Consider the following 20,852-nt stretch of genomic DNA (forward strand, 5'->3'; position numbering starts at 1 on the left):
TACAGGTTACAACGTTGTTATGCCCGAAAGTAAGAGGAAGATGTAAAACGGGTAACAGAAAGTTGGAAGCTGTGCCCGAAAGTAAGGGGAAGATGTAAAAAGGGTAACAGAAATCCCGAAGCTGTGACCGAAAGTAAGAGGAAGATGTAAAAAGGGTAACGGAAAGTTGGAAGTTGTGACGGAATGTAAGGGGGAAATGTAAAAAGGGTAACAGAAATCCCGAAGCTGTGACTGAAAGTAAGAGGAAGATAAAAAATGGGCAACGGATTCAAATATATTGCGTTTAGAAATAGAAGAATGATTCCAATTAGGTAACAGATCATCTAAGTGCCTAGGTTGTTAGTTATGTAAGACCAATTACAAGTGTTACATCAAAAGTGTGACCATCGATAAAAGAGTTTCTTTATTATTTCCAAGCCAATCAACATATTAGAAAAAACCATAATATGATAACCTCTTCGCCAAAGGTATCTGCCTTGTGTTAGAAACAATGCAATATTTCTTCAAATAAGAAAGCATTCAAGCCGCCGATCACTGGTCATCTAAAACAGATATGACCCATTTAGCCTCCAAATTGAAAACGAGTTTCTTCTATATAAATAACTCCTAATCAAGAAGCGAGCTTCTTCAATATAACTCCTTAAATCACAAGCGAGTTTCTTCTATAATAAATAACTCCTTAAATCACAAAGCGAATTATCTACATAACTAACAACAGGAATTATTTTCTCTGGTTTGAAATTGTTAGACTTCTTCCAGATGACTTGTAAAATAACGAAATGCCCGCTATAATAGTAAAAGTGTGTTAAACATAATGAAATTGCGGAATTAATGTTGCGTTTGAGTTATGTTTTATGTATAATAGACAATGTTGGTCTTTGACTGCGATGATGCGAAAGGTTGCTGACACACCCGGCCGCTTTGCCATGGCGAGTGTGTGGGAAATTTTCGCTGAGAATGTCTATTTTAAAAATAGGCGAAAAGGAGGGAAAGTAATGGCAAAACAAAAAATTCGTATCCGTTTAAAAGCTTATGATCACAGAATTCTTGATACATCTGCAGAAAAAATTGTTGAAACAGCAAAGCGTTCTGGTGCGGCGGTGTCTGGTCCAATCCCACTACCTACTGAAAAGACGATTTACACAATTCTTCGTGCGGTGCATAAGTACAAAGATTCTCGTGAACAGTTTGAAATGCGTACGCATAAGCGTCTGATTGATATCATCAATCCGACTCCGCAAACGGTCGATTCATTAATGCGTTTAGACCTGCCATCAGGTGTAGATATCGAAATCAAACTTTAAAAAATAAACATTAAAACATACAGGAGGTGTGACTTAAATGACCAAAGGAATCTTAGGAAGAAAGATTGGTATGACTCAAGTATTTGCTGAAAACGGCGACCTAATCCCGGTAACTGTAGTAGAAGCTGCTCCAAACGTAGTGCTTCAAGTGAAATCTGTTGAGACAGATGGTTACGAAGCAGTACAGCTTGGCTTTGAAGACAAGCGCGAAAAGCTTTCTAACAAACCAGAAAAAGGCCACGTTGGCAAAGCAAACACTGCTCCTAAGCGCTTCGTGAAAGAAATCAACGGAGTTAACTTAGCAGAGTATGAAGTTGGTCAGGAAGTCAAAGTTGATATTTTCGCAGAAGGCGAAATGGTAGATGTTACAGGAATCTCTAAGGGTAAAGGTTTCCAAGGTGTAATCAAGCGCCACGGACAATCTCGCGGACCAATGGCTCACGGTTCTCGTTACCACCGCCGCCCTGGTTCAATGGGTCCTGTTGCTCCAAACCGTGTATTCAAAGGTAAACTATTACCAGGACGCATGGGTGGAGAGCAAATCACTGTTCAAAACCTGCAAATCGTTAAAGTTGACATAGAACGTAACCTTCTACTAATCAAAGGAAACGTTCCTGGTGCTAGAAAAGCCCTTCTAAAAATTAAAGGTGCTGTAAAAGCTAAGTAATTTTTACAGGAAAGGAGGAAACAAGAATGCCGAAAGTAGCATTATTTAACCAAGCTGGTTCACAAGTTGGTGAAATCGAACTAAACGAATCAGTATTTGGTATTGAGCCTAACAACCACGTAATGTTCGAAGCAGTTGTCATGCAGAGAGCTTCATTACGTCAAGGAACTCATAAAACTAAAATTCGTTCTGAAGTAGCGGGCGGCGGACGTAAGCCTTGGAAACAAAAAGGTACTGGACGTGCTCGTCAGGGATCTATCCGTTCCCCACAATGGCGCGGAGGCGGTACTGTATTCGGACCAGTTCCACGCAGCTACAGCTATAAATTGCCTAAAAAAGTTCGTCGTTTAGCGATCAAATCTGCTTTATCATCTAAAGTACAAGCTGAAAGCATCCTAGTACTTGAGAGCCTAGCATTCGAAGCTCCAAAGACAAAGGAATTCACGAACGTACTAAAAGGTCTTTCAGTTAACACTAAAGCCCTGATCGTAACAGCAGGATTAGACGAAAACGTTGCACTTTCAGCTCGTAACATTCCTGGAGTAACTGTTGTTGCTGCTGATGGAATTAACGTGTTGGACGTTTTAAATCATGATAAGCTGATCATGACAAAAGCAGCTGTTGAAAAAGTAGAGGAGGTGCTTGCATAATGGATGCACGCGATATCATTAAGCGCCCCGTTATTACAGAACGTTCTTCAGATCTTATGACTGAGAAGAAGTACACTTTCGAAGTTGATACAAGAGCGAACAAAACACAAGTTAAAGACGCGATCGAAACTATTTTCGGCGTTAAAGTTGAAAAAGTTAACATCATGAACTACAAAGGTAAGTTTAAGCGTATGGGCAAGTTCGGCGGATACACTAATAAACGCCGTAAAGCAATCGTAAAACTTACACAAGAAAGCAAAGAAATCGAATTCTTCGAAGTATAAAACTTGAATAGAAGAGGAGGGAAACGAAATGGCGATTAAAAAGTACAAACCTACCTCCAACGGTCGTCGTAATATGACAGCATCTGATTTTGCTGAGATTACAACTGACAAGCCGGAGAAATCCTTGCTTGCTCCGTTGCACAGAAAAGGCGGTCGTAACAACCAAGGTAAGTTAACTGTTCGTCATCAAGGTGGCGGCCACAAGCGTCAATACAGGATCATCGACTTTAAGCGTACAAAAGATGGCATTCCTGGACGCGTTGCCACGATTGAGTATGATCCAAACCGTTCTGCAAACATTGCATTAATTAACTACGTAGATGGTGAAAAGAGATATATCCTAGCTCCTAAAAACCTAGAAGTAGGTATGGAAGTTATGTCTGGCCCAACAGCTGACATTAAAGTAGGTAATGCTCTTCCACTAACTAACATCCCAGTTGGTACTGTAATACACAACATCGAATTGAAGCCTGGTAAAGGCGGACAATTAGTTCGTTCTGCAGGAACTTCAGCACAGGTTCTTGGTAAAGAAGGCAAATATGTATTAGTTCGTTTAAACTCTGGCGAAGTACGTATGATCCTTTCTGAGTGCCGTGCAACTATTGGTCAAGTTGGTAATGAACAACACGAATTGATCAATATCGGTAAAGCAGGTCGTTCACGCTGGTTAGGCAAGCGCCCAACAGTTCGTGGATCTGTAATGAACCCTAACGATCACCCACACGGTGGTGGTGAAGGACGTTCACCAATCGGACGTAAATCACCAATGTCACCATGGGGCAAGCCGACTCTTGGTTACAAGACTCGTAAGAAGAAAAACAAATCCGACAAGTTTATCGTACGTCGTCGTAAAAAATAACGGGATTGAGCTACGGTTCGCGGGAACCGTAGGGCAATCACGAAGGGAGGTTCAATCATGGGTCGCAGCTTAAAAAAAGGACCTTTTGTTGATGAGCACTTAATCACAAAGATCGAAAAGTTAAATGAAACTGAAGGCAAGAAAGTTGTAAAAACTTGGTCTCGCCGTTCTACGATCTTCCCACAATTCATCGGACACACTATTGCTGTCTACGATGGTCGTAAACATGTTCCTGTATATGTCACTGAAGACATGGTAGGCCACAAGCTTGGAGAATTTGCTCCAACTCGTACTTACAAAGGGCATGGTAATGACGATAAGAAAACAAGACGTTAATGAGAGGAGGGCATCCAAATGCAAGCTAAAGCTGTTGCAAGAACAGTTCGTATTGCTCCTCGTAAAGCTCGCTTAGTTTTAGATTTAATTCGAGGAAAGCAAGTTGGTGAAGCGGTAGCTATTTTAAACCTTACCCCAAAAGCAGCTTCTCCAATCGTAGATAAAGTGTTAAAATCTGCATTAGCGAACGCAGAACACAACTATGAAATGGATGTTAATAACCTTGTCGTATCCGAAGCGTATGCAAACGAAGGACCAACGTTGAAACGTTTCCGTCCACGTGCTATGGGCCGTGCAAGTGCAATTAACAAACGTACTAGCCATATTACTATCGTTTTATCAGAAAAGAAGGAGGGATAATCAGTGGGTCAAAAAGTAAATCCAGTCGGTTTGCGTATCGGGATCATCCGTGATTGGGAATCTAAATGGTACGCAGGCAAAGACTACGCTGATCTTTTACACGAAGACCTTAAGGTTCGTGAGTACATCACAAAGCGTTTACGCGATGCTTCTCTTTCTAAAGTAGAGATCGAACGTGCTGCAAACCGTTTAAATGTAACTGTCCACACTGCTAAGCCAGGAATGGTTATCGGTAAGGGCGGTACTGAGGTTGAAGCTCTTCGCAAAGCGTTAAACCAACTTACTGGCAAACGTGTTCATATAAACATTCTTGAAATCAAAAAAGCTGATATCGATGCGAAATTGGTTGCTGAAAACATTGCGCGCCAATTGGAAAACCGTGTATCTTTCCGTCGTGCTCAAAAGCAAGTTATCCAACGTGCTATGCGTGCAGGCGCTAAAGGGATCAAGACAATGGTATCCGGCCGTCTTGGCGGAGCAGATATCGCTCGTTCTGAACATTACAGCGAAGGAACAGTTCCACTTCATACTCTTCGTGCTGATATCGATTACGCTACTGCTGAAGCAGATACAACTTACGGAAAACTTGGCGTAAAAGTATGGATTTACCGTGGAGAGGTCCTTCCTACAAAGAAGAAATCTGAGGAAGGAGGCAAATAATATGTTATTGCCTAAACGCGTTAAATATCGTCGTGAGCACCGCGGAAAAATGCGCGGAAAAGCGAAAGGCGGCGCAGAAGTAACATTTGGTGAATTTGGCCTTCAAGCTTTAGAAGCTTCTTGGATCACAAACCGCCAGATCGAATCTGCTCGTATCGCGATGACTCGTTACATGAAACGTGGAGGAAAAGTTTGGATCAAAATTTTCCCTCACAAGCCATATACTGCAAAGCCTCTTGAAGTCCGAATGGGTTCCGGTAAAGGTTCACCTGAAGGCTGGGTAGCAGTTGTTAAACCAGGCAAAATAATGTTCGAAATCGCTGGCGTTTCTGAAGAAGTCGCACGCGAAGCATTACGCCTTGCTGCACACAAGCTTCCGATCAAGTGTAAGTTTGTTAAACGAGAAGAAATTGGTGGTGAATCTAATGAAAGCTAATGACCTTCGTGACCTTACCACTGCTGAAATTGAACAAAAAGTTAAATCTTTAAAAGAAGAGCTTTTCAACCTGCGCTTTCAATTAGCGACTGGACAACTTGAAAACACAGCTCGCATTCGTGAAGTACGCAAAGCGATTGCTCGCATGAAAACTGTAATTCGTGAACGAGAGATCGGCGTTAACAGATAATTGAGAGGAGGTTCTCACAATGAGTGAACGCAACCAACGCAAAGTTTATACTGGACGCGTAGTTTCTGATAAGATGGACAAAACTGTCACTGTTCTTGTTGAAACATACAAAAAGCATCCTTTATACGGCAAGCGTGTTAAATACTCTAAGAAATTCAAAGCTCATGATGAGCAAAATGAGGCAAAAATCGGCGACGTAGTACGTATCATGGAAACTCGTCCGCTATCTGCCACAAAACGTTTCCGCCTTGTAGAAGTGGTGGAAAAAGCTGTTATTATCTAATTGTTCGGATTAAGGTTTATTCCGAAGGGAGGTTACTCGCATGATCCAACAGGAAACACGTTTAAAAGTTGCTGATAATTCAGGTGCTCGTGAAGTACTAACTATTAAAGTTCTAGGCGGTTCTGGCCGTAAGACTGCTAATATTGGTGATATTATCGTCTGCACAGTGAAACAAGCAACACCAGGTGGCGTTGTTAAAAAAGGTGACGTTGTTAAAGCAGTAATTGTTCGTACAAAGACTGGTATGCGCCGTACAGACGGTTCATACATCAAATTTGACGAGAATGCTTGTGTAATCATCCGTGATGATAAAGGTCCTCGTGGAACTCGTATCTTTGGACCGGTTGCACGTGAGCTTCGTGAAAACAACTTCATGAAAATCGTTTCATTAGCACCAGAAGTACTATAATCTATTTCAAATGCCTTTAAGGAGGTGCACACAGATGCATGTAAAAAAAGGTGACAAAGTAATGGTCATCTCTGGTAAGGACAAAGGCAAAACAGGGATCATCCTTGAAGCTTTTCCTAAGCAAAGCCGTGTTCTTGTTGAAGGAATCAACATCGTGAAAAAGCACGCTAAGCCTTCACAAGTTAATCCACAGGGTGGAATCCTTAACCAGGAAGCACCAATCCATGTATCAAACGTAATGCCTATCGATGCGAAGTCTGGTAAGCCGACCCGAGTTGGTTACACAGTTGAAAACGGCAAGAAGGTACGCGTTGCTAAAAAATCCGGTGAAGTTCTAGATAAATAGTCTATTGAAGAAGGGAGGTACAATCGATGAACCGCCTAAAAGAAAAGTTCAACAAGGAAATGACTCCTGCTCTAATGAGCAAATTCAACTATAAATCAATTATGGAAGTACCAAAGCTTGAAAAGATCGTAATCAACATGGGTGTTGGTGAAGCTGTTGCCAATGCTAAAGCTCTTGATACTGCAGTTGAAGAATTAGCAACAATCACAGGCCAAAAGCCAGTCGTGACTCGCGCTAAGAAATCAATCGCTGGTTTCCGCCTTCGTGAAGGTATGCCAATCGGCGCGAAAGTAACTCTTCGCGGAGAGCGCATGTACGAATTCATCGACAAGTTAATTTCAGTTTCTTTACCACGTGTACGTGACTTCCGCGGTATCTCTAAAAAGTCTTTCGACGGACGCGGTAACTACACACTTGGTGTTAAAGAACAATTGATCTTCCCTGAAATTGATTACGATAAAGTAAATAAAGTTCGTGGCATGGACATTGTTATTGTAACGACTGCTAACACTGATGAAGAAGCTCGTGAACTATTAACACAATTCGGAATGCCATTTCAAAAGTAATCTCTAATAAGAGGGAGGCGAAAACGTGGCTAAGAAATCAATGATTGCGAAACAAAAACGCACGCCTAAATATAAAGTACAAGAGTACACTCGCTGTGAGCGCTGCGGCCGTCCGCACTCTGTATACCGTAAATTTAAGCTTTGCCGTATTTGTTTCCGTGAATTAGCATACAAAGGACAAATTCCTGGTGTGAAAAAAGCTAGCTGGTAAAACTGAAAGCTCTGGAAGGAGGTAAATTAAATGGTCATGACAGATCCGATTGCAGATTTGCTTACTCGTATTCGTAATGCGAATATGGTACGTCACGAAAAATTAGAAGTACCTGCTTCTAACATGAAGAAAGAAATCGCTGAGATCCTTAAGCGTGAAGGCTTCGTACGTGACGTTGAATATATCGAAGATAACAAACAAGGTATCATCCGTATCTTCTTGAAGTACGGTGCTAACAACGAGCGTGTTATTACTGGTCTTAAGAGAATCAGCAAGCCAGGACTTCGCGTTTATGCAAAATCAACTGAAGTACCTAAGGTACTTAACGGTTTAGGTATTGCTCTTGTTTCAACTTCAAACGGCGTTTTAACTGACAAAGAAGCTCGCGCAAAGCAAGTTGGCGGAGAAGTTTTAGCATACGTTTGGTAATAGATTTTCTGAATGAATGGAGGTGCAACAAATGTCACGCGTAGGTAAAAAACCAATTGAAATTCCAGCTGGTGTAACTGTTACTCTTGATAATAATCACGTAACAGTTAAAGGACCAAAAGGTGAATTGTCTCGTACTTTTCACGCTGATATCGAAATTAAGGTTGAAGATAACGTAATCAATATCTCTCGTCCATCTGACGCAAAGGAACACCGTGCATTGCATGGAACGACTCGCGCAGTCCTTGCGAACATGGTTGAAGGTGTATCTAAAGGATTTGAAAGAACTCTTGAGCTAGTAGGTGTTGGTTACCGTGCTTCTAAGCAAGGCAACAAGCTTGTACTTAGCGTAGGTTATTCTCATCCAGTAGAAATCGAGCCAGAAACTGGCATCGAGGTCGAAGTTCCTGCAAACACTAAGATTATTGTAAAAGGAACTGACAAAGAGCGTGTTGGCGCATTAGCTGCTAACATCCGTGACGTACGTCCGCCAGAGCCTTACAAAGGTAAAGGTATTCGTTATGAAGGCGAATTTGTACGCCGTAAAGAAGGTAAAACAGGTAAGTAAGGCCGCATAGGTTAACGAAAGGAGTGACGTAAATGATTACGAAGGCTGATAAAAACGCTACTCGCCGTAAAAGACATGGTCGTGTTCGTGCGAAACTTAGCGGAACTGAAGCTCGTCCTCGTCTAAATGTGTTCCGTTCTAACAAGCACATTTACGCTCAATTAATTGACGATGTAAAGGGAGTAACTTTAGCAAGTGCTTCTACTTTAGATAAAGAAGTTAATGTTGAAGGCAATAACCTTGAAGCAGCTAAGACAATTGGTGAACTTATCGCTAAGCGTGCTGTTGAAAAAGGTTACAAATCTGTAGTATTTGACCGAGGCGGATACCTCTATCATGGCCGCGTTCAGGCTCTTGCTGATGCTGCTCGTGAAAACGGCTTAGAATTTTAATAAAAAAAGGAGGGACACAAAAAGATGCGTCGTATTGATCCAAACAAACTTGAACTTGAAGAACGCGTAGTTACGATTAACCGTGTTGCGAAAGTTGTTAAAGGTGGACGCCGTTTCCGTTTTTCTGCTCTTGTAGTAGTAGGAGATAAAAACGGTAATGTCGGCATGGGTACTGGTAAAGCACAAGAAGTACCTGAAGCGATTCGCAAAGCTATCGAAGATGCGAAGAAGAACCTAATCCAAGTACCTATGGTTGGTACTACAATTCCACACCAGGTTATCGGACACTTTGGTGCTGGTGAAATCCTTCTGAAGCCTGCTTCTGAAGGTACAGGAGTTATCGCTGGCGGACCAGTTCGTGCGGTTCTAGAATTAGCTGGTGTTGCTGACATCCTTTCTAAATCATTAGGAACAAACACACCAATTAATATGGTTCGTGCAACTCTTGACGGATTAAAACAACTTAAGCGTGCAGAAGACGTAGCAAAGTTACGCGGTAAATCTGTGGAAGAACTGTTAGGATAAGGAGGGAAATCAAATGGCTAACAAATTAGAAATTACCCTCACTCGCAGCTTGATCGGCCGTCCGCAAGATCAGCGCGAAACAGTTAAGGCTCTTGGTTTACGTAAAATGAACCAAACAGTTGAGCAAGCTGATAATGCAGCAATCCGTGGCATGATCAACAAAGTTTCTCATCTTGTTACAGTAAACGAAAAATAATTATATTCTTCTTTAAAATAAGGAGGTGCCAACATGAAACTTCATGAATTAAAGCCTGCAGAAGGTTCTCGTAAAGAACGTAAACGTCTTGGACGTGGTATCGGTTCTGGTCAAGGTAAAACTGCTGGTAAGGGTCATAAAGGTCAAAACGCACGTTCTGGCGGCGGTGTTCGCCTTGGTTTTGAAGGTGGTCAAACTCCTTTATTCCGACGCTTGCCAAAACGCGGTTTCACAAACATCAACCGCAAAGAATATGCAGTCGTTAACCTTGATGCTCTAAACGTATTCGAAGATGGAACTGAAGTGACTCCAGAACTTTTAATCGAAACAGGTCTTGTTAAGAAAGAATTAGCAGGTGTGAAAGTACTTGCTAAAGGAAGCTTAGACAAGAAACTAACTGTTAAAGCTCATAAGTTCTCCTCAACAGCCAAAGAAGCTATCGAAGCTGCTGGCGGTCAAACTGAGGTGATTTAATGTTCCAGACAATCTCCAATTTTATGCGCGTGGGTGAAATTAGAAATAAAATCTTCTTCACCCTTTTAATGTTGATTGTATTTCGTTTCGGCTCATTTATTCCTGTTCCGAACGTAAATGCAGATATTTTAAGAGCACAAGATGACATGAGTGTTTTCGGAGTGCTAAATACATTTGGCGGCGGTGCGCTGAAGAATTTCTCCATTTTCGCAATGGGAATCATGCCTTACATCACCGCTTCTATCATCATTCAACTATTACAGATGGATGTTGTGCCTAAGTTTACCGAATGGTCCAAACAAGGAGAAGTCGGACGCCGTAAATTAGCTCAGTTTACTCGCTATTTCACGATCGTTCTTGGTTTTATCCAGGCCCTCGGTATGTCTTATGGCTTTAATAATATGGCTGGCGGATTATTAATCCAAAGCTCAGGTATCGGAACTTACTTGCTGATCGCTACGGTCTTGACTGCCGGAACTGCATTCTTAATGTGGTTAGGGGAGCAGATCACGGCAAAGGGAGTAGGAAACGGTATCTCAATCATTATCTTTGCAGGTATTGCTGCTGGAATTCCGACTATGGCAAACCAGATTTATGCTCAGCAATTTGAAGATGCAGGTGATGCGTTGTTCCTTCGCATTGTTACTGTCCTGTTAATTCTGATAGCTGTTATCGCTATTATCGTTGGTGTCATTTTCATTCAGCAGGCAACACGTAAAATACCTATTCAGTACGCTAAACGTATGAGTGCAGGAAATAATTCGGTTGGCGGCCAGAACACTCACCTTCCATTGAAAGTGAATGCAGCTGGTGTTATCCCGGTTATCTTCGCAATCTCGTTTGTCGTTACACCTCCGACAATCGCTCAGTTCTTCGGCACCAATGATGTTACACTTTGGATTCAGAAGACGTTCGATTATACACAGCCGATCGGTATGGTCGTGTATGTGGCTCTGATCATTGCGTTCACGTATTTCTATGCGTTCATCCAGGTGAATCCTGAACAGGTTGCTGAAAACTTGAAGAAGCAAGGTGGATATGTCCCAGGCATCCGTCCTGGCAAAAACACACAAGAATACTTGACTAAGGTTCTGTATCGCCTGACTTTGGTTGGCGCGATCTTCCTATCAGTAATCTCTGTGCTGCCAGTATTATTCATTAAATTTGCTGGTCTGCCTCAATCAGTACAGATTGGCGGAACAAGTTTGCTGATTGTTGTCGGCGTTGCGCTTGAAACAATGAAGCAGCTTGAAGCTCAGCTTGTAAAACGCCACTATAAAGGCTTTATTAAATAAGATTTAGGGGACCCTAAGTTCCCTGAATCTTTAAATAGAGACTGAGGGGGGAAATCTTGTGAATTTGGTTCTGATGGGGCTTCCGGGTGCCGGTAAGGGCACGCAAGCCGATAAAATTGTTGTGAAATACAACATCCCTCATATCTCAACAGGAGATATGTTCCGTGCAGCTATCAAAGAAGGAACGGAACTTGGATTAAAAGCAAAATCGTTTATGGACAAGGGAGAGCTAGTTCCTGATGAAGTAACAATTGGGATCGTCCGTGAGCGCTTAAGCAAGGATGACTGTGGCAAAGGTTTCCTTTTAGATGGATTCCCGCGCACTGTTGCCCAGGCTGAGGCACTGGACACTATGCTTGCTGATCTTGATAAAAAAATAGATTTTGTCATCAATATTGATGTAGATCAAAGTATACTAATGGAGCGTTTAACCGGACGCAGGATTTGTAAAAACTGTGGGGCTACTTACCACCTCGTGTTCAACCCACCTTCTGAGGAAGGCGTATGCGACCGTTGTGGCGGAGAACTTTATCAGCGTGCTGATGATAATGCCGAAACAGTTCAAAATCGCCTGGATGTTAATATCCAGCAAACAAAGCCTCTGTTAAACTTCTATGAGGATAAAGGTTACTTACGCAATATCAACGGTCAGCAGGATATTGATAAAGTGTTCGCTGATATCGAAGAATTGCTTGGGGGCTTATATTAATGATCATTTGTAAAACCCCTCGTGAAATAGAAATTATGCGAGAAGCAGGTCGCATTGTAGCGTTGACTCACCAGGAGTTGAAGAAGCATGTTGCTCCTGGCATTACAACTAAAGAATTGGATGCCATTGCCGAAGATTTTATCCGCAAACAAGGTGCTACTCCTTCTTTTAAAGGTTATAATGGTTTTCGCGGCAGCATCTGTGCATCTGTCAATAACGAACTAGTTCACGGGATTCCTGGTGAACGGGTTCTCAGAGAAGGCGACATCATCAGTATCGATATCGGTGCGAAGTACAACGGATACCACGGGGACTCTGCTTGGACTTATCCGGTAGGCAAGATTGATGAAGAAGCTCAGCGTCTTTTAGACGTGACGGAAGAGGCTTTGTTCAGGGGCTTGAAAGAAGCCAAGCCAGGAGAACATCTTTCGAACATCTCCCATGCTATTCAAACGTATGTGGAATCTGAAAGTTTTTCTATTGTTCGCGAGTATGTAGGCCATGGAATTGGGCAAGAATTGCATGAGGACCCGCAAATTCCTCATTACGGCCCTCCTAACAAGGGTCCAAGGCTGAGGCCTGGAATGGTTCTATGTGTAGAACCGATGGTGAATGCAGGAAGCCGCTATGTGAAAACGTTAGCCGATGATTGGACTGTCGTAACGGTTGACGGTAAAGTGTGTGCTCACTTTGAGCATACAATCGCGATCACTGAAACTGGCTTTGAGATATTAACTAAAGCTTGATCGAAGTGTTCGGACACCTGATTCTGTTTTTAGTCTTAAAATAGGCCAAAATGTAATTTCTATGCGGACGGGATGCCAGCTTTATGATATAATCATAAGGTTGAGTATTTTTCTCAGCAATTATCTTAATTGCATTGCTGTATAGGCCGTGGCAAAAATGGAAAGCTAAGCTTCGCTAACGCGGGGCATAAGATTTTAAATACGTATTTGAATTAAGAAGGGAGACCAGTTTATGGCGAAAGATGATGTAATTGAAATTGAAGGCACAGTAACTGAAACTTTGCCTAATGCAATGTTTAAGGTAGAATTAGAGAATGGTCATACAGTGTTGGCTCATGTTTCCGGCAAAATCAGAATGCACTTTATTCGGATCCTGCCTGGAGATAAAGTAACAGTTGAGCTTTCTCCATATGATTTGACTCGCGGAAGAATTACCTACCGCTTTAAATAAACCGTGACTCCGTACTATCAAGGAGGTTAGAGTAATGAAAGTGAGACCATCTGTTAAGCCAATCTGCGAAAAGTGTAAAGTTATTCGCAGAAAAGGCAAAGTTATGGTGATCTGTGAAAACCCTAAACATAAACAAAAACAAGGTTAATAAAAAAGGAGGTGCGCATCTAGATGGCACGTATTGCTGGTGTAGATATTCCACGTGAAAAGCGTGTAGTTATTTCTTTAACATACATTTTCGGAATCGGCAGACCAACTGCTGAAAAAGTACTTGCTGAAGCTGGTGTTTCTGAAGACACTCGTGTTCGCGATCTTACTGAAGAAGAACTTACTAAGATTCGTGATCTTATCGATAAATTAAAGGTTGAAGGTGACCTTCGCCGTGAGGTTTCATTAAACATCAAACGTCTAATGGAAATCGGTTCATTCCGTGGCTTGCGTCATCGTCGTGGATTGCCTGTTCGCGGACAAAACACGAAGAACAACGCACGTACTCGTAAAGGTCCTCGTAAGACTGTAGCTAACAAGAAAAAATAATCCGTAAAGGAGGGTAACATTTAAATGGCTCGTAAAACTAATACACGCAAACGCCGCGTCAAAAAGAATATTGAAGCAGGAATTGCGCATATTCGTTCAACTTTTAACAATACAATCGTAACAATTACAGACGTACATGGTAATGCATTATCATGGTCTAGTGCTGGTTCACTTGGTTTCAAGGGTTCACGTAAATCCACTCCATTTGCAGCACAAATGGCAGCAGAAACTGCAGCTAAAACTTCTATGGAACATGGTTTGAAAACTTTAGAGGTAACTGTTAAAGGACCAGGTGCTGGCCGTGAAGCAGCTATCCGTGCTTTACAAGCAGCAGGTCTTGAAGTTACAGCGATCAAAGATGTAACTCCAGTTCCACATAACGGCTGCCGCCCGCCAAAACGTCGCCGTGTTTAATTTTTCTGTATAGAATTTGTAGTCCTGTCTATAATGGGATATGATACAAATATTTTCTAGTATACAGAAATCATTAATCCAGTTGTTGTGCACAAACGGGAACGTATACATGGGGGACTTTCGGTGTGGTGAATAACCAGCCGGGGTTTCGACGTTTTGAAGGAGGGTATATTTGATGATCGAAATAGAAAAACCAAAAATCGAAACGGTTGAGATCAGCGATGATGCCAAGTACGGCAAGTTTGTCGTAGAACCGCTTGAGCGTGGATATGGTACAACTTTGGGTAACTCCTTACGTCGTATCCTATTATCCTCACTCCCAGGTGCAGCTGTTACATCGATTCAAATCGATGGAGTACTTCATGAGTTCTCAACAATTGAAGGCGTCGTAGAAGATGTTACATCAATCATTTTAAATGTTAAGAAATTAGCATTGAAAATCTACTCTGATGAAGAGAAGACACTAGAAATCGATTTACAGGGAGAAGGTCCTGTTACAGCAGCTGGTATCACGCATGACAGTGATGTTGAAATCTTAAATCCAGATCTTCACATCGCGACTCTTTCCAATAAGGGATCATTGCGTATGCGTTTGACTGCTCGAAGAGGCCGTGGTTATACTCCTGCTGTTCAAAACAAGCGGGAAGACCAGCCGATCGGAGTTATTCCAATCGACTCAATCTTCACACCGGTTTCACGTGTATCATATCAGGTAGAAAACACTCGCGTAGGGCAAATGACGAATTATGACAAGCTGGTATTTGACGTATGGACAGATGGCAGCACAGGTCCTAAGGAAGCTATTGCACTCGGTGCTAAGATCCTGACTGAGCATTTGAATATCTTTGTCGGTTTGACTGATGAAGCTCAAAATGCTGAAATCATGGTTGAAAAAGAAGAAGATCAAAAAGAAAAAGTTCTTGAAATGACTATTGAAGAACTAGACCTTTCTGTTCGTTCATATAACTGCTTGAAGCGCGCTGGAATCAACACTGTCCAAGAGCTTGCTCATAAGACAGAAGAAGATATGATGAAGGTTCGTAACCTAGGCAGAAAATCATTAGAAGAAGTAAAAGCAAAACTAGAAGAGCTAGGCTTAGGCTTACGTAAAGATGACTAGTTAATTGCAGATTAACTAGGCATTTTGCTGTCAGACTGAAAATGCCAGCTTATGACTTCAACAAAGGAGGGAAACACTCATGGGATACAGAAAGTTAGGACGCACAAGTGCTCAGCGTAAAGCAATGCTACGTGACTTAACAACAGATTTGATTATCAATGAGCGTATTGAAACTACTGAAACACGTGCTAAAGAGCTTCGTTCAGTTGTTGAAAAAATGATTACTCTTGGGAAGCGCGGAGATCTTCATGCTCGCCGTCAAGCATCTGCTTGGGTTCGTAACGAAGTTGCAAACGCTGAAACAAACCAAGATGCAGTTCAAAAATTATTCGCTGACATCGCTCCACGCTATGCTGAGCGCCAAGGTGGATACACTCGTATTATGAAACTTGGACCTCGCCGCGGTGACGGTGCGCCAATGGTAATTATCGAGTTAGTTTAATATCTTTAAACACTCGGGCAAGGGCGATGGACAGTTTATACAAACTTGTTTCATCCCCTTTTTTTCTTACACTTCGAAAACTGAAAAAAGCAGCACAAGCCAAAACGAGCGTTATGATGAGCAGGCATTAAAAGAGGGATTGCTCACTGTCCATTAGGTCAGGAACGCCAGGATGCAATTGACGTCCTGCTGCGAGGATCTGATGCCAGATTCACTCGCGGAGCTTTTCCTGCCTGTCTCGTCTAGCTCATGCACTTCTTCCCAGTCCTTTAAGGACCCCAGCAATTCGCGGAACGTTTCCGCCCGGGAAGAGGTGCAGGCTTTTTTTATATTCTAAAACTTTTTATATAAATGTGGACGCAATAAATTAGAGAAGAGCTAGTTAAGAAGAGTTGAGAGGAGGACGGAGATGAAAAAGCTCCTTGTTAGCATCCAAGATGTATCTTTTAGCTATGATGGACAAAATACTCCTGCCTTAAATAATGTCAGTTTTGATATATTTGAAGGGGAATGGCTGGCCATCGTAGGACATAATGGTTCGGGTAAGTCGACCCTTGCCAAATTGTTAAATGGTCTGCAATTTCCACAGGAAGGTTCAATATCCGTATGCGGTATTACTCTTTCGGAGGACACAGTCTGGGATATACGGAAGAATGTCGGAATGGTTTTTCAAAATCCTGATAACCAGTTCGTTGGAACAACTGTTCAGGATGATGTGGCTTTTGGTCTGGAAAATCACGGCGTGCCAAGAGAATTAATGGTGGAGCGCGTCCAAAATTCACTTGAAAAAGTCAAAATGGGAACCTTTCTAAATCAAGAGCCGCACCATCTGTCCGGCGGCCAAAAACAGCGTGTAGCGATTGCAGGTGTACTTGCCCTGCAGCCTTCAATCATCATCCTTGATGAGGCTACCTCAATGCTGGACCCTCGAGGCCGTGCAGAGGTCATTGAAACCGTACGTGAATTAAAAAGCCGGGAAAATATTACGGTCATTTCGATTACACATGATCTTGAGGAAGCAGCCAAGGCTGACAGAATCCTCGTCATGAATAAAGGGAAGCTGTATCGTGAAGGAACACCCGAAGAAATTTTTCAGATGGATGAAGAATTAATCAAACTTGGCCTGGATATTCCGTTCCCCGTTAAAATGAGCAAATTATTGCGGGAAAAAGGAATTGGGCTATCAAAATCATATTTAACTGAAGAAGAGCTGGTGACGGAATTATGGACATCTCACTCAAAAATGTAGAATATCGTTACCAGGCTAATTCTCCTTTCGAACGTCTTGCCGTTTCTGACGTATCCATCGACATTCCTTCAGGAACGTATTTGGCGATCATAGGGCATACTGGGTCAGGGAAGTCTACCGTACTGCAGCATTTGAACGCTCTCCTGAAGCCGACAAAAGGATCTGTACTGATTGGCAGCAGGGAGATTAAGGCGAACCGAAAAGAAAAGAATTTAAAGGGTGTTCGTGAAAAGGTTGGAATTGTTTTTCAGTTCCCTGAACACCAGCTATTTGAAGAAACAGTGGAAAAGGATATTTGCTTTGGACCGATGAACTTTGGTGTTTCAGAGATCGAAGCCAAAGAACGTGCGAGGTCAGCCATTCAGCTGGTCGGTCTGTCTGAAGACATTCTTGAAAAATCCCCATTCGACCTCTCTGGCGGCCAAATGCGCCGCGTTGCGATTGCTGGGGTATTGGCGATGGAACCTGAGGTTATCGTATTGGACGAGCCGACCGCAGGACTTGATCCTCGGGGCAGAAAAGAAATTATGGACTTATTTTATACACTTCATAAAAAGAAAAATCTATCTACGATCCTGGTAACACATAGCATGGAAGACGCTGCGCGTTATGCCGATAAGATTGTTGTCATGCATCAAGGGAAGGTGTTTACAAAAGGGACACCTGAAGAGATTTTCTCAAATCCGCAGGCACTGATTGATTTAGGTTTGGATGTTCCTGAGGTAGTAGGTCTGCAGTTAAGGATTGAAAAAGCCTTTCAGACTAAGTTCAGCCGGATTAGCCTTTCTGAGGATGAGTTAGCCGAGATGGTAGCGGGCTTATTGGAAGGGGGCAGCCAGAAATGATGGAGAACATGATCTTTGGCCGATATGTGCCAGGAGAGTCAATTTTACATCGGATGGATCCCCGTTCGAAGCTGATCATTGTATTTCTTTTTGTTTGTGTTGTTTTCATTGCAAATAACGCATGGACTTATGGTGTTTTAGCAATTTATACGCTTTTGATGGTAGGTATGTCAAAAATACCAGCGCGATTCCTTTACGGTGGGTTAAAACCCATTTTACTGCTAGTAGTCTTCACATTCCTACTGCATGTTTTTATGACAAAGGGTGGAGAGCTCGTTTTAGATTTAGGCTGGCTGAAAATCTATGAAGAAGGAATCAGACAAGGGATTTTTATTTCATTGCGCTTTTTCCTGCTTATTCTTATCACTTCACTTTTAACACTGACCACGACACCGATTGAAATAACAGATGGCTTGGAAACTTTGCTTAATCCTTTGAAAAAAGTGAACTTCCCTGTTCATGAACTGGCTTTGATGATGTCCATTTCATTGAGATTCATTCCTACGCTCATGCAGGAAACAGACAAAATCATGAAGGCCCAGACGGCAAGGGGCGTCGAGTATAACAGCGGCCCGGTCAAAGAGAGAATCAAAGCAATTGTACCGTTATTGATCCCGCTGTTCATCAGCTCATTCAAGCGGGCTGAGGAGCTTGCTGTCGCCATGGAGGCAAGAGGCTACAAAGGCGGGGAAGGCCGGACAAAGTATCGCCAGCTTAAGTGGGGAACTGCTGATACGAGCATGATTCTATTTTTGGCGCTCGTCACGATTCTATTGATTGTATTAAGAGGGTAGGGTATTAACATGCCGCGATTAAAATGTACAATTTCATACGATGGCACGACGTTTTCCGGCTATCAGGTACAGCCTGGCAAAAGGACGGTCCAGGGAGAAATTGAAAAGGCTCTTGAGAAGCTTAATAAGGGTACAAGCATCAGAATAAGCGCATCGGGCCGTACAGACGCGGGAGTGCATGCGCGAGGTCAGGTTATCCATTTTGATACAATGCTTGAAATTGAGCCTGTCAGGTGGCAGATTGCGCTTAATTCCTTGCTGCCTGCTGATATTGCCATTCATACTGTTGAATTGGCGGCAGCTGATTTCCATGCGCGCTTTAACGCTGTCAGCAAAGAATATCGATACTTTATGCTGCTATCAAAACATCGAGATCCGTTCCAAAGGAACTTTGCGTATCAGTTTCCTTTTAGCCTTGATTTAGAGGTGATGAGGGAGGCTAGCGAACATTTGCTCGGGACTCATGATTTTACTAGTTTTTGCTCTGCTAAAACTGAAGTTGAGGATAGGGTCCGGACATTGAAGGAAATAGATTTTTTCGAAGAGAACGGCCAGTTTGTCTTCAGGTTTGTCGGGGACGGCTTCCTGTACAACATGGTAAGGATTCTCGTAGGTACGCTTCTGGAGATCGGCACAGGCAGGAGATCAGCAGATTCGATTCCTGAGCTCCTTGAAAAAAAAGACCGCACACTGGCGGGCAAGACAGCGCCTGGGCACGGATTGTATCTTTGGAAGGTTTTCTATGAAGACGATTCATTAGAAAATAGGAAATAAATTTGAAAAAATCATTATGACAACTATTCCTGGTGTTGACAATCTCTCAACCACAGGTTAATATATCATATGTATGTATTTTAAACCCACGATCAGCCCCGGAAGAGCTTTATCGTGTTTGAAAATATACCACAAATGAAAATGATTTTTTTTGACTATTTAGGAGGGAAACTCATGCGTACAACGTTTATGGCAAATGCCAACAATATCGAGCGTAAATGGTACGTAGTTGACGCTGCAGGCAAGACTCTTGGTCGCCTTTCAACTGAAGTTGCAGCTATTCTACGTGGTAAACATAAACCAACTTTCACACCACATGTTGACACTGGTGACAATGTCATCATTATCAATGCTTCTAAGATTGAACTTACAGGTAAGAAACTTACTGACAAAATCTACTACCGCCACACAATGCACCCAGGTGGTTTGAAGCAAAGAACTGCTCTTGAAATGCGTACGAACTACGCTGAAAAGATGCTTGAACTTGCAATCAAAGGTATGCTTCCAAAGAACTCTCTTGGACGCCAAATGTTCAGAAAGCTTCATGTATATGCTGGTAACGAGCATCCACATCAAGCACAACAACCTGAAGTTTACGAACTTCGCGGATAATTAATAAGGAGGTAATTGACTTGGCACAGGTTCAATATATCGGTACTGGTCGTCGTAAGAGCTCCGTTGCACGAGTTCGTTTAGTACCAGGCACTGGAAAAATTACAATCAACGATCGTGAAATTGAAAACTATATCCCATTCGCAGCATTACGTGAAGTAGTTAAGCAGCCACTTGTTGCTACTGAAACTGTAGGAAGCTACGATATTCTTGTAAACGTAAATGGCGGTGGATACACTGGTCAAGCTGGCGCAATCCGCCACGGTATCGCTCGTGCGTTACTTCAAGCTGACCCAGAATTCCGTCCAGCACTTAAGCGTGCAGGACTATTAACTCGTGACGCTCGTATGAAAGAACGTAAGAAATACGGTCTTAAAGGCGCTCGTCGTGCACCTCAGTTCTCAAAGCGTTAATTTTTACGCTTCAAAGACTCTCAACCATTGGTTGGGAGTCTTTTTTTGTGGAGATATACTCAGCGAAAACTGGAAATAAACTCACGTAATTTCCAGTTCGCCAATAAAATCCGATTTTCGCTAATAAAGTTGTGAACTTCGCCAATAAAAGTTTTCAAGCATCAATCAGCTCGGAAATAGAAAAGTGTTTATGCGAAAAATGAGCCGAATTTCATCAAATATCAGAAAATCCACGGGATTCACGATTCGAAAGGACTTGAGGTTTTGACATTTGACTGTTTTCGCAATATTTGTTGCTATTTACAC

The 20,852-nt window shown here is 42.4% G+C and carries 36 protein-coding genes; all 36 read left to right on the top strand.

Annotation, left to right across the window (positions count from 1 at the left end):
• Nucleotides 1-995: 995 nt before the first annotated feature.
• Nucleotides 996-1,304, top strand: a complete 309-nt coding sequence (gene rpsJ, locus WB217_RS08210) for a 30S ribosomal protein S10 (RefSeq protein ID WP_207503082.1) — start codon at nucleotides 996-998, stop codon at nucleotides 1,302-1,304.
• Between the two features lie 37 nt (nucleotides 1,305-1,341).
• Nucleotides 1,342-1,971: a 50S ribosomal protein L3 gene (rplC, locus tag WB217_RS08215; protein WP_423992353.1), complete on the top strand. Its 630-nt coding sequence runs from the start codon at nucleotides 1,342-1,344 to the stop codon at nucleotides 1,969-1,971.
• Between the two features lie 26 nt (nucleotides 1,972-1,997).
• Nucleotides 1,998-2,621 carry a 50S ribosomal protein L4 gene (rplD, locus tag WB217_RS08220; protein ID WP_335433255.1) on the top strand — a complete coding sequence of 208 codons (624 nt, stop codon included), beginning with the start codon at nucleotides 1,998-2,000 and terminating at the stop codon, nucleotides 2,619-2,621.
• The gene (gene rplW, locus WB217_RS08225) at nucleotides 2,621-2,905 is read left to right on the top strand and encodes a 50S ribosomal protein L23 (protein ID WP_423992355.1); all 285 of its coding nucleotides are present in this window, start codon (nucleotides 2,621-2,623) and stop codon (nucleotides 2,903-2,905) included. The genes rplD and rplW overlap by 1 nt, the downstream gene beginning before the upstream one ends.
• A 28-nt stretch (nucleotides 2,906-2,933) precedes the next feature.
• Nucleotides 2,934-3,764, top strand: a complete 831-nt coding sequence (gene rplB, locus WB217_RS08230) for a 50S ribosomal protein L2 (RefSeq protein WP_423992357.1) — start codon at nucleotides 2,934-2,936, stop codon at nucleotides 3,762-3,764.
• A 57-nt stretch (nucleotides 3,765-3,821) separates the two neighbouring features.
• Complete coding sequence (gene rpsS / locus WB217_RS08235) at nucleotides 3,822-4,100, top strand: 30S ribosomal protein S19 (protein WP_044393904.1); 279 nt, start codon at nucleotides 3,822-3,824, stop codon at nucleotides 4,098-4,100.
• A gap of 18 nt (nucleotides 4,101-4,118) precedes the next feature.
• Entirely contained in the window at nucleotides 4,119-4,460 is a 342-nt protein-coding gene (gene rplV / locus WB217_RS08240; RefSeq protein WP_023626425.1) for a 50S ribosomal protein L22, read from the top strand.
• A 3-nt stretch (nucleotides 4,461-4,463) separates the two neighbouring features.
• Nucleotides 4,464-5,120, top strand: coding sequence for a 30S ribosomal protein S3 (rpsC, locus tag WB217_RS08245; RefSeq protein WP_423992360.1), 657 nt, complete (start codon nucleotides 4,464-4,466; stop codon nucleotides 5,118-5,120).
• 1 nt (nucleotide 5,121) lies between these two features.
• Nucleotides 5,122-5,556, top strand: a complete 435-nt coding sequence (gene rplP, locus WB217_RS08250; RefSeq protein WP_207503077.1) for a 50S ribosomal protein L16 — start codon at nucleotides 5,122-5,124, stop codon at nucleotides 5,554-5,556.
• Nucleotides 5,546-5,746 (top strand): 50S ribosomal protein L29, encoded by a 201-nt coding sequence (gene rpmC / locus WB217_RS08255; protein ID WP_423992363.1) that lies wholly within the window; start codon nucleotides 5,546-5,548, stop codon nucleotides 5,744-5,746. The genes rplP and rpmC overlap by 11 nt, the downstream gene beginning before the upstream one ends.
• Nucleotides 5,747-5,765: 19 nt before the next feature.
• Nucleotides 5,766-6,029: a 30S ribosomal protein S17 gene (gene rpsQ / locus WB217_RS08260; protein ID WP_023626421.1), complete on the top strand. Its 264-nt coding sequence runs from the start codon at nucleotides 5,766-5,768 to the stop codon at nucleotides 6,027-6,029.
• 40 nt (nucleotides 6,030-6,069) lie between these two features.
• Nucleotides 6,070-6,438 carry a 50S ribosomal protein L14 gene (rplN, locus tag WB217_RS08265; protein ID WP_423992365.1) on the top strand — a complete coding sequence of 123 codons (369 nt, stop codon included), beginning with the start codon at nucleotides 6,070-6,072 and terminating at the stop codon, nucleotides 6,436-6,438.
• A gap of 34 nt (nucleotides 6,439-6,472) precedes the next feature.
• Nucleotides 6,473-6,784, top strand: coding sequence for a 50S ribosomal protein L24 (gene rplX / locus WB217_RS08270; protein WP_335433249.1), 312 nt, complete (start codon nucleotides 6,473-6,475; stop codon nucleotides 6,782-6,784).
• A 26-nt stretch (nucleotides 6,785-6,810) separates the two neighbouring features.
• Entirely contained in the window at nucleotides 6,811-7,350 is a 540-nt protein-coding gene (rplE, locus tag WB217_RS08275; protein ID WP_423992367.1) for a 50S ribosomal protein L5, read from the top strand.
• Nucleotides 7,351-7,375: 25 nt separating this feature from the next.
• Nucleotides 7,376-7,561 (top strand): 30S ribosomal protein S14, encoded by a 186-nt coding sequence (gene rpsN, locus WB217_RS08280; RefSeq protein WP_009499044.1) that lies wholly within the window; start codon nucleotides 7,376-7,378, stop codon nucleotides 7,559-7,561.
• Nucleotides 7,562-7,591: 30 nt separating this feature from the next.
• Nucleotides 7,592-7,990 (top strand): 30S ribosomal protein S8, encoded by a 399-nt coding sequence (gene rpsH / locus WB217_RS08285; protein ID WP_335433247.1) that lies wholly within the window; start codon nucleotides 7,592-7,594, stop codon nucleotides 7,988-7,990.
• Nucleotides 7,991-8,021: 31 nt separating this feature from the next.
• Nucleotides 8,022-8,558 carry a 50S ribosomal protein L6 gene (gene rplF, locus WB217_RS08290; protein ID WP_423992372.1) on the top strand — a complete coding sequence of 179 codons (537 nt, stop codon included), beginning with the start codon at nucleotides 8,022-8,024 and terminating at the stop codon, nucleotides 8,556-8,558.
• Between the two features lie 32 nt (nucleotides 8,559-8,590).
• Nucleotides 8,591-8,950, top strand: coding sequence for a 50S ribosomal protein L18 (gene rplR / locus WB217_RS08295; protein WP_335376679.1), 360 nt, complete (start codon nucleotides 8,591-8,593; stop codon nucleotides 8,948-8,950).
• A gap of 24 nt (nucleotides 8,951-8,974) precedes the next feature.
• Complete coding sequence (rpsE, locus tag WB217_RS08300; protein WP_335376678.1) at nucleotides 8,975-9,475, top strand: 30S ribosomal protein S5; 501 nt, start codon at nucleotides 8,975-8,977, stop codon at nucleotides 9,473-9,475.
• A 13-nt stretch (nucleotides 9,476-9,488) separates the two neighbouring features.
• The gene (gene rpmD / locus WB217_RS08305) at nucleotides 9,489-9,671 is read left to right on the top strand and encodes a 50S ribosomal protein L30 (RefSeq protein WP_335376677.1); all 183 of its coding nucleotides are present in this window, start codon (nucleotides 9,489-9,491) and stop codon (nucleotides 9,669-9,671) included.
• A gap of 33 nt (nucleotides 9,672-9,704) precedes the next feature.
• On the top strand, nucleotides 9,705-10,145 hold the full coding sequence (rplO, locus tag WB217_RS08310) for a 50S ribosomal protein L15 (RefSeq protein ID WP_207503069.1): 441 nt from the start codon (nucleotides 9,705-9,707) through the stop codon (nucleotides 10,143-10,145).
• The gene (gene secY / locus WB217_RS08315) at nucleotides 10,145-11,440 is read left to right on the top strand and encodes a preprotein translocase subunit SecY (RefSeq protein ID WP_423992375.1); all 1,296 of its coding nucleotides are present in this window, start codon (nucleotides 10,145-10,147) and stop codon (nucleotides 11,438-11,440) included. The genes rplO and secY overlap by 1 nt, the downstream gene beginning before the upstream one ends.
• A gap of 58 nt (nucleotides 11,441-11,498) precedes the next feature.
• A complete protein-coding gene (locus WB217_RS08320; protein WP_423992377.1) occupies nucleotides 11,499-12,149 on the top strand; it encodes an adenylate kinase in 651 nt (216 codons plus the stop codon).
• Nucleotides 12,149-12,895: a type I methionyl aminopeptidase gene (gene map / locus WB217_RS08325; RefSeq protein ID WP_423992379.1), complete on the top strand. Its 747-nt coding sequence runs from the start codon at nucleotides 12,149-12,151 to the stop codon at nucleotides 12,893-12,895. The genes WB217_RS08320 and map overlap by 1 nt, the downstream gene beginning before the upstream one ends.
• A gap of 232 nt (nucleotides 12,896-13,127) precedes the next feature.
• A complete protein-coding gene (infA, locus tag WB217_RS08330) occupies nucleotides 13,128-13,346 on the top strand; it encodes a translation initiation factor IF-1 (RefSeq protein WP_075980338.1) in 219 nt (72 codons plus the stop codon).
• A gap of 34 nt (nucleotides 13,347-13,380) precedes the next feature.
• A complete protein-coding gene (gene rpmJ / locus WB217_RS08335) occupies nucleotides 13,381-13,494 on the top strand; it encodes a 50S ribosomal protein L36 (protein WP_003156543.1) in 114 nt (37 codons plus the stop codon).
• A gap of 23 nt (nucleotides 13,495-13,517) precedes the next feature.
• Nucleotides 13,518-13,883 carry a 30S ribosomal protein S13 gene (rpsM, locus tag WB217_RS08340; protein WP_423992451.1) on the top strand — a complete coding sequence of 122 codons (366 nt, stop codon included), beginning with the start codon at nucleotides 13,518-13,520 and terminating at the stop codon, nucleotides 13,881-13,883.
• Nucleotides 13,884-13,907: 24 nt separating this feature from the next.
• A complete protein-coding gene (rpsK, locus tag WB217_RS08345) occupies nucleotides 13,908-14,297 on the top strand; it encodes a 30S ribosomal protein S11 (protein WP_423992453.1) in 390 nt (129 codons plus the stop codon).
• A gap of 175 nt (nucleotides 14,298-14,472) precedes the next feature.
• Nucleotides 14,473-15,417, top strand: a complete 945-nt coding sequence (locus WB217_RS08350; protein ID WP_423992455.1) for a DNA-directed RNA polymerase subunit alpha — start codon at nucleotides 14,473-14,475, stop codon at nucleotides 15,415-15,417.
• Nucleotides 15,418-15,496: 79 nt separating this feature from the next.
• Complete coding sequence (gene rplQ / locus WB217_RS08355) at nucleotides 15,497-15,859, top strand: 50S ribosomal protein L17 (protein ID WP_041966509.1); 363 nt, start codon at nucleotides 15,497-15,499, stop codon at nucleotides 15,857-15,859.
• A 409-nt stretch (nucleotides 15,860-16,268) separates the two neighbouring features.
• The gene (locus WB217_RS08360; protein ID WP_423992457.1) at nucleotides 16,269-17,108 is read left to right on the top strand and encodes an energy-coupling factor ABC transporter ATP-binding protein; all 840 of its coding nucleotides are present in this window, start codon (nucleotides 16,269-16,271) and stop codon (nucleotides 17,106-17,108) included.
• Nucleotides 17,084-17,953 carry an energy-coupling factor ABC transporter ATP-binding protein gene (locus WB217_RS08365; RefSeq protein ID WP_423992459.1) on the top strand — a complete coding sequence of 290 codons (870 nt, stop codon included), beginning with the start codon at nucleotides 17,084-17,086 and terminating at the stop codon, nucleotides 17,951-17,953. Before WB217_RS08360 ends, WB217_RS08365 begins: the two co-directional genes overlap by 25 nt.
• Nucleotides 17,950-18,747 (top strand): energy-coupling factor transporter transmembrane component T family protein, encoded by a 798-nt coding sequence (locus WB217_RS08370; protein WP_423992461.1) that lies wholly within the window; start codon nucleotides 17,950-17,952, stop codon nucleotides 18,745-18,747. Before WB217_RS08365 ends, WB217_RS08370 begins: the two co-directional genes overlap by 4 nt.
• A gap of 9 nt (nucleotides 18,748-18,756) precedes the next feature.
• Nucleotides 18,757-19,521, top strand: a complete 765-nt coding sequence (truA, locus tag WB217_RS08375) for a tRNA pseudouridine(38-40) synthase TruA (RefSeq protein WP_423992463.1) — start codon at nucleotides 18,757-18,759, stop codon at nucleotides 19,519-19,521.
• Nucleotides 19,522-19,695: 174 nt separating this feature from the next.
• On the top strand, nucleotides 19,696-20,133 hold the full coding sequence (gene rplM, locus WB217_RS08380; protein WP_423992465.1) for a 50S ribosomal protein L13: 438 nt from the start codon (nucleotides 19,696-19,698) through the stop codon (nucleotides 20,131-20,133).
• Between the two features lie 20 nt (nucleotides 20,134-20,153).
• Entirely contained in the window at nucleotides 20,154-20,546 is a 393-nt protein-coding gene (rpsI, locus tag WB217_RS08385; protein ID WP_423992467.1) for a 30S ribosomal protein S9, read from the top strand.
• Nucleotides 20,547-20,852: the final 306 nt, after the last annotated feature.

The sequence above is a fragment of the Mesobacillus sp. genome (assembly GCF_049588175.1).
Lineage (GTDB): Bacteria > Bacillota > Bacilli > Bacillales > Cytobacillaceae > Mesobacillus.

Coding starts and splice junctions, on each gene's coding strand:
- rpsJ (WP_207503082.1), top strand. CDS start 996: ATGGCAAAACAAAAAATTCGTATCCGTTTAAAAGCTTATGATCACAGA.
- rplC (WP_423992353.1), top strand. CDS start 1,342: ATGACCAAAGGAATCTTAGGAAGAAAGATTGGTATGACTCAAGTATTT.
- rplD (WP_335433255.1), top strand. CDS start 1,998: ATGCCGAAAGTAGCATTATTTAACCAAGCTGGTTCACAAGTTGGTGAA.
- rplW (WP_423992355.1), top strand. CDS start 2,621: ATGGATGCACGCGATATCATTAAGCGCCCCGTTATTACAGAACGTTCT.
- rplB (WP_423992357.1), top strand. CDS start 2,934: ATGGCGATTAAAAAGTACAAACCTACCTCCAACGGTCGTCGTAATATG.
- rpsS (WP_044393904.1), top strand. CDS start 3,822: ATGGGTCGCAGCTTAAAAAAAGGACCTTTTGTTGATGAGCACTTAATC.
- rplV (WP_023626425.1), top strand. CDS start 4,119: ATGCAAGCTAAAGCTGTTGCAAGAACAGTTCGTATTGCTCCTCGTAAA.
- rplP (WP_207503077.1), top strand. CDS start 5,122: ATGTTATTGCCTAAACGCGTTAAATATCGTCGTGAGCACCGCGGAAAA.
- rpmC (WP_423992363.1), top strand. CDS start 5,546: ATGAAAGCTAATGACCTTCGTGACCTTACCACTGCTGAAATTGAACAA.
- rpsQ (WP_023626421.1), top strand. CDS start 5,766: ATGAGTGAACGCAACCAACGCAAAGTTTATACTGGACGCGTAGTTTCT.
- rplN (WP_423992365.1), top strand. CDS start 6,070: ATGATCCAACAGGAAACACGTTTAAAAGTTGCTGATAATTCAGGTGCT.
- rplX (WP_335433249.1), top strand. CDS start 6,473: ATGCATGTAAAAAAAGGTGACAAAGTAATGGTCATCTCTGGTAAGGAC.
- rplE (WP_423992367.1), top strand. CDS start 6,811: ATGAACCGCCTAAAAGAAAAGTTCAACAAGGAAATGACTCCTGCTCTA.
- rpsH (WP_335433247.1), top strand. CDS start 7,592: ATGGTCATGACAGATCCGATTGCAGATTTGCTTACTCGTATTCGTAAT.
- rplF (WP_423992372.1), top strand. CDS start 8,022: ATGTCACGCGTAGGTAAAAAACCAATTGAAATTCCAGCTGGTGTAACT.
- rplR (WP_335376679.1), top strand. CDS start 8,591: ATGATTACGAAGGCTGATAAAAACGCTACTCGCCGTAAAAGACATGGT.
- rpsE (WP_335376678.1), top strand. CDS start 8,975: ATGCGTCGTATTGATCCAAACAAACTTGAACTTGAAGAACGCGTAGTT.
- rpmD (WP_335376677.1), top strand. CDS start 9,489: ATGGCTAACAAATTAGAAATTACCCTCACTCGCAGCTTGATCGGCCGT.
- rplO (WP_207503069.1), top strand. CDS start 9,705: ATGAAACTTCATGAATTAAAGCCTGCAGAAGGTTCTCGTAAAGAACGT.
- secY (WP_423992375.1), top strand. CDS start 10,145: ATGTTCCAGACAATCTCCAATTTTATGCGCGTGGGTGAAATTAGAAAT.
- map (WP_423992379.1), top strand. CDS start 12,149: ATGATCATTTGTAAAACCCCTCGTGAAATAGAAATTATGCGAGAAGCA.
- infA (WP_075980338.1), top strand. CDS start 13,128: ATGGCGAAAGATGATGTAATTGAAATTGAAGGCACAGTAACTGAAACT.
- rpmJ (WP_003156543.1), top strand. CDS start 13,381: ATGAAAGTGAGACCATCTGTTAAGCCAATCTGCGAAAAGTGTAAAGTT.
- rpsM (WP_423992451.1), top strand. CDS start 13,518: ATGGCACGTATTGCTGGTGTAGATATTCCACGTGAAAAGCGTGTAGTT.
- rpsK (WP_423992453.1), top strand. CDS start 13,908: ATGGCTCGTAAAACTAATACACGCAAACGCCGCGTCAAAAAGAATATT.
- WB217_RS08350 (WP_423992455.1), top strand. CDS start 14,473: ATGATCGAAATAGAAAAACCAAAAATCGAAACGGTTGAGATCAGCGAT.
- rplQ (WP_041966509.1), top strand. CDS start 15,497: ATGGGATACAGAAAGTTAGGACGCACAAGTGCTCAGCGTAAAGCAATG.
- WB217_RS08360 (WP_423992457.1), top strand. CDS start 16,269: ATGAAAAAGCTCCTTGTTAGCATCCAAGATGTATCTTTTAGCTATGAT.
- WB217_RS08365 (WP_423992459.1), top strand. CDS start 17,084: ATGGACATCTCACTCAAAAATGTAGAATATCGTTACCAGGCTAATTCT.
- WB217_RS08370 (WP_423992461.1), top strand. CDS start 17,950: ATGATGGAGAACATGATCTTTGGCCGATATGTGCCAGGAGAGTCAATT.
- truA (WP_423992463.1), top strand. CDS start 18,757: ATGCCGCGATTAAAATGTACAATTTCATACGATGGCACGACGTTTTCC.
- rplM (WP_423992465.1), top strand. CDS start 19,696: ATGCGTACAACGTTTATGGCAAATGCCAACAATATCGAGCGTAAATGG.